Raw genomic sequence first — 7,399 nt, 5'->3', positions numbered from 1 at the left:
GCCAGGCGCGGGCGGCGCAGCCGTCGTGGGACGGCGTAGTCGAGCAGCCGGGCGTGCCGGCGGACCGAGATCCGGCTGCGGGCGGTGCCCAGGTACGCCTCGGTGCCGGCGGCGTCCTGCCGGTAGGAGAGCCGGTCGGCGACGTGCGCCAGCGCCTCCACCACGGTGATCAGCGGGTCGGCCGGGTTGCGTTCCGCCCAGCCGGGCAGGGCCGCCACCCGGTCCAGCATCAGCCGCCGGAACCCCGCGTAGTCCTTGGCGAGGTAGTCGGCCGGCGCGCCGACCGGACGGGGCGCCGGCCCGGCCGGAGCCGCCGGGGCCGGATCCAGGTCGCTCGGGCAGTTCGCCTTGAAGGAGAACGTCGCCTCGGCCAGCACCGGGTCGAAGCCGGCCGGCACCCGGTCGTCCACCGCCGAGCGCACCAGCCGCAGCGTGTACGGGGAGAAGTCGCCGGCCCGGTCCACCCGGACGGTCAGCTCCGCGCCGGCGGCGGAGACGCTGACCACCCGTACGCCGGTGATCCGCACCCCGCCCTCGACGACCACGTTGCCGGCGGCCAGCGCGGCGCCGGTGGGCACCCCGTCGGGCTGGCCCGGCAGCGGGTGCAGGAACCCCACCCGCAGCAGCTTCTGGTCGGCCGCGTCCACCTCGACCCAGTCGATGCCGTTGAACCCGCTGCCCGGGCGGGCCACCTCGGCCCGGCGCTCGTCGTCGGTGCACCGCACGGTCATCTGCTCCCCCTCACGATGGCGACCTCGGCCGGCCGGCCGGTGGCGCGCAGCCGGTAGCCGACGTGCACCCGGACCGTCGCCTCCGCCAGGTCGACCCGGACGTCGTCGACCTCGATCAGCTCGCCGAGCCAGCGCTGCAACGCGCTGCGGGCCTGCAACTCGGCCGCGCCGACCACCGCCTCGTCGACCGGGGCGAAGAGCAGCTGGCCCAGGCCGGCGCCGAAGTCCGGCCGGTTCACCCGCTCACCGGGCGAGGTGAAGAGCACCGCCTCGACCAGGTCGGCGACGTGCCGCTGCGGGCTCGCCAGCCCGGAGCGGCCCCGGTTGTCGGGACGCCAGGGAAAGGCCGGGTAGGTCACGACGCCACCGCCCTGATCTGGAAGCCGGCCACCGTCGGTGGCCCCTGCGGGATGCCCTCGGCGCTCACGCCCAGCCCGACGCTGACGGCGAGCATCGCCGGCTGGCCGTTGACCAGCACCCGCGCCGCCGGGGTGGTCCACTGGATCCGGACGCAGGGCTGGGGTTTGGTGCCCGCGCCGACCGGCACCTGGAACGGGCAGCCGGTCACCGGGTACGCGTCGGCGGCGGTCACCACCGGCAGGCCGCCCACCAGCACCCGGGAGTTGCCGGTCTGCGGGGTGACCGGCCCGGCGTGCGGGCAGGAGAGCACGGCGCCGACGTGCAGCAGCGGGCCGGGCATCAGGTCACCGTCAGCGCGGTCTGGTTGACGGCCACGGTCGGCCCGACCAGGGTGATCGAGGCGCCCTTGCCGTTGGAGATGACGATCCCGGTGTCGTTGATCGAGATCATCGCACCGGTGAGCGTCTTGAGCAGGATCCCGCCCGCCGGCCCCGGGGCGTCGGAGACCATCACCGTGGCCTGCCCGGGGGTCTGCAGCACGATCGGCGGGGTGGGTGGCGGGGCGGCGGACACCAGGGCGGGGATCTCCGCCTTTGAGCCGTACCAGCAGCCGGTCCAGATCGGATGGTCGGAGTCGCCCTGCTCGAACTCCACCCAGACCCCGGTGCCGGGCAGCGGCACGGCGTACATGCCGGACTGGATGCCGGCCAGCGGGAAGCAGGGCATCGCCCAGGTGGACGGCGGCAGCGTGACGTCGGGGACGGTCACCTGGATCCGGCCCTGCTGCAACGGGTCGATGTGGTTGACCACCGTGCCGCGATACTTGCCGTAGTACCTGGTCATGTGTCGACCCTTCCCGAGATGGAGATCTGGGCGTTGCGGCTGAGGTTGAACCGCTGCTTGACCTCGCCGGCCTTGACCGTGGTGGTCACGCTCTTCACCACGTACTCGCCGTCGTAGGCGCGTCCGGCGCCGCGCACCCCGACCAGCCGGCGGCATTGCAGCAGGCGGCCGTAGCGCAGCACGTCCAGCGAGCCCGAGCCGGTGATCACGTTCGCCGACTGGGCGGCGCGGGCCAGGCCCCGGGCCAAGGTCTGCACCACGTCCATCCGGGCGGTGGCGTCGTCGGTGCGGCCCGGGTCCGCCCGGCCGATGTTCATCCGCCGGTACGACAGCGGGATCGGGATCTTGCGGCCCAGCGGCGGGTTCAGCGGACTGACGTCCGGCACCGGCAGCGGGATCGGCACCCGGACCTGCTCCGGGAACGCGGTGAGCAGGTAGACGGTCTTCTGCACCCCGTCGAACGAGAAGGACAGCGACTCCACGTTGGAGAAGGCGTCGGCGTTGACGGTCAGCGCCGGCTGCGCCTGCCCGGCCCGGACCTCCGGCCCCCAGTACGCGGTGTTCATCCCGGGCGTGGGGCCGGGCTCCACGTAGAAGGTGTAGCCGACCTCGTCGGCCAGCTGCGACACGTACGCGAAGGTGGTGCCGCGCACGGCCGGGACCCGTTGGATCGGGTTCGGGGCGAACACCAGCACGCTGGGCACCAGCATCGGCACCACCCCGTACGCGGCGAACGGCGCCAGCAGGGTGAGCACCCGCGCCTCGGCGGGCATCGGCATGGGCAGGCCCGACAGGTCGATCAGGTCCATCATCTGGCTGACGTCGACCCCGGTCAGGGTCAGCGTCGACGCGCCGGCCTCGTTGCTGCGGGCCACGTCGTGGCGGGTCACCACGCCGTCGGAGAGCACCTGCGGACGACCGTCCAGGTGCAGGACCAGCAGCATCCGGGTCGGCGGGTCGAGGCTGCCGTCGGCGAGCATCCGCTCCACCAGCGAACCCCGGCTGAGGGCGAACCGCAGCTGGAAGCCGGAACGCTGGCCGGCGTTCTGGGTCACCTGCGCCTCCTGCAACGCCTCGACGAGCTCGTACGGGGCGGGCCCGAAGGTCAACGGCCCGACCAGCAGTTGCAGCCGCACTCCTCTAGGCATCGCCGGCTCCGGGGAACCCCTCGGCAGCGCGACCCGGACCACCCGGCCCGGCTGCTCCAGCTCGGCCGGGTCGAACGCGCCGTTGGCGTCGCAGAGCTGCCAGAACGCGGTCGGGTCGCCGACCGTACGGGCGGCCAGCAGGTCGACCCGGTCGCCGTCGGCCACCTGCTCCCAGCCGGCGGTGGCGAGCCGCTCGGCGGGCGGTACGAACCGGCGGCGCAGGTGGACGACCTCCTGCCCGGTGTCCGGGTCCACGGTCACCGCGGTGCCCACCGTGGCGTACCGGCTCTCCGGCGCGATCGTGCCCGCCACCGGTACGCCGGCGGTGCTGCCGCCGGTCGCGGCGAGGCAGCGTGCTCGGCGACCCGGCCGCGGGCGGCGACCAGGGCCGGGTCGGTCTCGGGCGGCTGCGGCGCGGTCACGGCAGCCGGTCGATTCCGAGGTCGGTCAGCCGGCCGCCGCGCGCCCGGCCGGCGAGCTGTTCGAGTTGCTGGTGGGCGGCCATGGCGAGGCCACCGGCCCGGCCGGCGGTGCCGACGTCGTTGACCGTCAGCACCCGCAGGCCCAGCCGGATCTTCGCGCGGATGGGGTTCAGCATCGGGTCGAACGCCTCCTCGGTGATGGTCAGCTCGGTGATCCGTACCGGCCAGAGCCGGCGCCGCCCGAAGGCCAGCAGCACCAGCGGCGCCGGTGGCGGCACCACCTCCAGGGTTCCGGCGGCCAGCAGCGCGGCGGCGTCCTGCACGGCGGTCAGGCTGGGATAGGCCAGCGACTCCAGGGCGGCCAGCTGCGCGGTCAGGCCGAGCTCCACCGCGTCGGCGTTGGACCGCGGTTCGGCGAGCTGGTCGGCGGCGTCCAGCTCGGCCTCCAGGGTGAGCGTCTGCACCGGCGGTCCGGTGATCCGCAGCGCCTCGCCCTTCGCGCCGCCCTCGGCGCCGCCGGTCTTGAGCTGGAAGCCCCGGGTCAGCGCGTCCGGGTTGTACTGCAGGGTGATCACCCGCCGGGTCCGGCCGCTGTCCGGGTCGAGGACCACCAGGCCGGCGCGGAGCAGGCGGGGGCTGAGCGGACTGGTCACGGGGTGCCTCCCGGGGTGGTACGTCGCCAGCGGATCCGCTCGGCGACGGCGCGGGTGATCCGTCCGGTCAGCAGTTGCGGGCTGAGTCCGGTGAAGGTGAGCCGGGCGTCGGTGAGGTCGGTGATCCGGATCTGCCCGGTGGAGACGCCGACGGAGTCGAAGAGCAGGTTGATCCGGGCCACCGTCGCGCTCTCCACCGCGATCGGGCGCAGCGCCCCCGGACGGCCGGCGCCGCCCGCGCCGCGGCGCACGCCGCCGCCGACGGTGAGGTGGGTCAGCGCGCCGGGGGCGAGCACGATCTCGTTGCTGCCGCCGAGCGGGATGGTGATCTCCCGCGGGTTGTCCACGGAGAGGTCGACGTCGACCACGCGGATGGCCAGCGCGCCCGGCGGGTCGGTGTCCGGCTCGTCGTCCTGGAAGTCGGCGATGGTCTGCAACAGGTCGCGCCGGGTCTCTGGGGTGGGCCGGAGCAGCCGGTTGATCCGGGCCAGGTGCGACGATCTGGCCTGCTCGATCTCGCCGGTGGTCAGCCGCCAGCGGAGCACGTCGAGGTTGTTCTCGGGCGGGGCGCCCCCTCCGGGCCGAAGGTGGGCATCCGCACCCGGTAGATCAGCTCGTCGCCCTCGATGACGAACCGACCGGGCGTCCACCACGGCAACGCCCCGGTGAGCCGCCGGTAGTCGACCGCCCCGTTCTGGACGGAGAGCCGGACCTCGTAGTCGTCGACGTCGAAGTCGATCCGCCCGTTGAGGCTGTCGATCACCTCGCCGAGGTGGTACGTATCGAGGATCCGCAGCAGGGCGTCCCACTTGGCCTCCATGCCCGCCCGCCGCTCGGCGGCGGTGGTGCTGGTCGGCGGGGCGGCGGCGGGGCCACCGCCCAGCAGGGTGGCCAGGTTCAGGCTGAACGTGGCGTTGCGGATGTCCAGCGACGGCAGCTCCCCGGCGCCGGAGTTCAGGTCGTGGGTCAGATCGCCGAGCAGCCCCTGCTCGACGAAGACGTGCAGCCCGATGCCGGTGTCGTCGAACGTGAGCCCGCTGATCTCGCCGCCGCGCAGGGCTAGCCGACGGCCGCCGGGCGGCCCGCCGGGCGTCGTCGGGTCCTGTTCGTAGCCGATGGAGGTGAACCGCAGCCCGTACTCGGGGCGGCCGGCCGGGGCGCCGAGCAGCCGCAGCTCCCGCCGGGCGTCGGCGGTGACCTGCGCCCGGATCGCGGTGAGGGTGGGCTCGCGCAGGTTGAGCCGCAGCCCGCCCAGGTCGAGGAAGTCCAGGGTGAGCCCGGCGGCGCCGAAGTCGCCGCTGCCGTGCTGGAGGAACGTGCCGATGTCGAAGCCGACCCGGGGCGCGCTGATCGCGCCGATGTCCAGCCCACCGAGGATCCGCAGGCCGGCCGCGCTGCGGGTGGCCTCCACCAGGAAGCCCTCCTGGCCGGCGGCCGGGCGCAGCCGCAGCTCGCCGACGACCGCTTCCCGGTCGGGGTCGAGGCGGATGGTGACGCCGTCGTGCAGGTCGACCAGGAGGCCGCTGGCCCGGGTCTCCTGCACCACCACCTCGCGCAGCAGCAGCCGGCGGAACCGGCCGCCCGGGGTGCCGGCGGGATGCAGGTCGATCCGGGCCCGCGCGGTGATTCCGGTGAGCGAGACCGCCCCCTCGCCGGGGCGGATCCGCAGGCCGAGCGACTCGCCCTGCCAGTTCAGCGCGTCCAGGGCGAGGTTCGCCAGGCTCAGTCCCGGTGCGCCGTCCGGCCCGATCTCGATCCGGTCCGGACCGATGCTGATCAGCCCCGTGTCCAGGCCCTGGAGGCCGATGTGCTGCTCGTGCTCACCGGCGACCGGGCCGAGGCCGAGGTGGCCCTCACCGCCGATCACCCGGGCCTGCACCCGCCCACCGCGGCCGAAGGAGAGGGTGAGCTGCGCCGCCCAGAGCGCCGCGTCGACGTGCAGGGCCTCGCTGACCCGCCCGGCGATCTCCAGCCGGGTGGCGCCGGTGGTGAGCCGCCCGGCCACCAGGCCGGCCGCGCGGGACCAGCGCAACCCGCGCAGGTTCACGTTCATGATCTCCAGCGGCGGCAGGTCCGGCTCGCCGCCGGCACCGGGGAGGGCCGGCCGAGCCCGACGTCCAGCACGCCGCTGCGGTAGCGCAGATCCCGGCCGGTGATGCGGTCGATGTGCAGGCGTTCGATGAAGAGTTTGGCGTCGCCGGGCGGGCGGACCTGCCCGTCCGGGCCGGTCGGTGCGGGGGCGTTGTCCCAGCGGCCGGTGACGGTGAGACCGTCCACCACGGTCGGTCCGTGCGAGGTGATCCGGCCGTCGCCGGCCCGCCAGTCGATCGCCGAGAGTTCGATCCGGGACGGGCCGATGTCCTCGAACCGCAGGCCGCCGGCCTGCTCGGTGACGATCCGGCCGCCCAGCCCGGCCCGGCGGACGGTGACCGAGCCGTCGGGGGTGCGCAGGGTGGTGTCGGCGAGGGTGACCCCGCTGAGCGTGATCTGCTGGCTGTCCGTGGGGTCGCTGATGATCCGGCCGGTGGCCGGGTCGACCCGGTGCGCGCCGGCCCGGATCAGGTCCACCGTGACGGCGGCGGCGGCCGGGCCGACGGGCGCGCCGCTGACGGTGCCGGTGATGGTGGTCGGGCCGCCCTGCAGCGCCCGGGACAGCACACTGAACCGGAGCTGGTCGAGCTGGCCGATGCGCAGCCGGCCCGTGTAGGTCAGCTCCTCGCCGGTCAGGTCCAGCTCCAGGTCCTGCACCCGGACGCCGACCAGCGCGCCGCTCACGACCTCCACCGAGTAGCCGGGCGCCGGGTCGGTGACGTCCATGCCGATCCGGTCGGCGTCGATCCGGTCGATCACCATGGTGCGGATCAGCGCGCCCCGGACCTGCCGGCCGGTGGCGGCGGGCGCGGTGCGGACCAGCACGTCGAGGCTCATCCGGCCGATCCGGGTGCTGCCCCGGGAGTAGAGGCTGCGGGTGGCCGACCGCATGGTGACCTCGGTCAGCTCGGTGCGTTCCACGACCAGGTCGGGCAGGCGCAGGTCGTCGCCCTGCGGCACCACCCGGCCGTGGATCGCCTCGCCGGGGCTGCCGTCGGCGCGGGCGGGCGCGGTGAAGGCGATCCGCCCGGCCGTCGTACCCGGGCCGGACAGCCCGGTGACGGTGAGGTCGCCGACGCCGAAGCCCACGGCGGCCCGGCCGGTGGGCAGGCCGGCCTCGGTGGCCGGGCCGCTCAGCTCGGCGGGGAGCA

9 protein-coding genes are annotated in these 7,399 nt (G+C 74.8%); all 9 read right to left on the bottom strand.

The genetic code is table 11. The features are described from left to right. Positions 1 to 731 (bottom strand): hypothetical protein (locus JNW89_RS21745; RefSeq protein ID WP_238450299.1); only part of this gene is annotated, 731 nt, incomplete at its 3' end. Beyond that, complete coding sequence (locus tag JNW89_RS21740; RefSeq protein WP_088961874.1) at positions 728 to 1,090, bottom strand: GPW/gp25 family protein; 363 nt, start codon at positions 1,088 to 1,090, stop codon at positions 728 to 730. The genes JNW89_RS21745 and JNW89_RS21740, both read right to left, overlap by 4 nt. Then, positions 1,087 to 1,431, bottom strand: a complete 345-nt coding sequence (locus tag JNW89_RS21735; protein WP_088961873.1) for a hypothetical protein — start codon at positions 1,429 to 1,431, stop codon at positions 1,087 to 1,089. The genes JNW89_RS21740 and JNW89_RS21735 overlap by 4 nt, the downstream gene beginning before the upstream one ends. Beyond that, positions 1,431 to 1,934: a phage baseplate assembly protein V gene (locus JNW89_RS21730; RefSeq protein ID WP_179805109.1), complete on the bottom strand. Its 504-nt coding sequence runs from the start codon at positions 1,932 to 1,934 to the stop codon at positions 1,431 to 1,433. Before JNW89_RS21730 ends, JNW89_RS21735 begins: the two co-directional genes overlap by 1 nt. Further along, positions 1,931 to 3,394, bottom strand: a complete 1,464-nt coding sequence (locus JNW89_RS21725) for a hypothetical protein (protein ID WP_238450298.1) — start codon at positions 3,392 to 3,394, stop codon at positions 1,931 to 1,933. The genes JNW89_RS21730 and JNW89_RS21725 overlap by 4 nt, the downstream gene beginning before the upstream one ends. 106 nt (positions 3,395 to 3,500) lie before the next feature. Beyond that, entirely contained in the window at positions 3,501 to 4,157 is a 657-nt protein-coding gene (locus JNW89_RS21720) for a hypothetical protein (RefSeq protein ID WP_154936630.1), read from the bottom strand. Next, a complete protein-coding gene (locus JNW89_RS21715; RefSeq protein WP_238450297.1) occupies positions 4,154 to 4,702 on the bottom strand; it encodes a hypothetical protein in 549 nt (182 codons plus the stop codon). Before JNW89_RS21715 ends, JNW89_RS21720 begins: the two co-directional genes overlap by 4 nt. Then, positions 4,684 to 6,210 carry a hypothetical protein gene (locus JNW89_RS21710; RefSeq protein WP_238450296.1) on the bottom strand — a complete coding sequence of 509 codons (1,527 nt, stop codon included), beginning with the start codon at positions 6,208 to 6,210 and terminating at the stop codon, positions 4,684 to 4,686. The genes JNW89_RS21715 and JNW89_RS21710 overlap by 19 nt, the downstream gene beginning before the upstream one ends. Beyond that, positions 6,207 to 7,399: hypothetical protein (locus tag JNW89_RS21705; RefSeq protein WP_238450295.1), on the bottom strand; the 1,193-nt coding region annotated here is incomplete at its 5' end. The genes JNW89_RS21705 and JNW89_RS21710, both read right to left, overlap by 4 nt.

It is taken from the genome of Micromonospora sp. 4G55, from assembly GCF_016803375.1.
This window is presented reverse-complemented; position numbering and strand designations above follow the sequence as displayed.

What these genes read in the sequence shown, in the direction of transcription:
- JNW89_RS21735 (WP_088961873.1), bottom strand. Translation starts at nt 1,431, where the DNA reads ATGCCCGGCCCGCTGCTGCACGTCGGCGCCGTGCTCTCCTGCCCGCAC.
- JNW89_RS21730 (WP_179805109.1), bottom strand. Translation starts at nt 1,934, where the DNA reads ATGACCAGGTACTACGGCAAGTATCGCGGCACGGTGGTCAACCACATC.
- JNW89_RS21710 (WP_238450296.1), bottom strand. Translation starts at nt 6,210, where the DNA reads ATGAACGTGAACCTGCGCGGGTTGCGCTGGTCCCGCGCGGCCGGCCTG.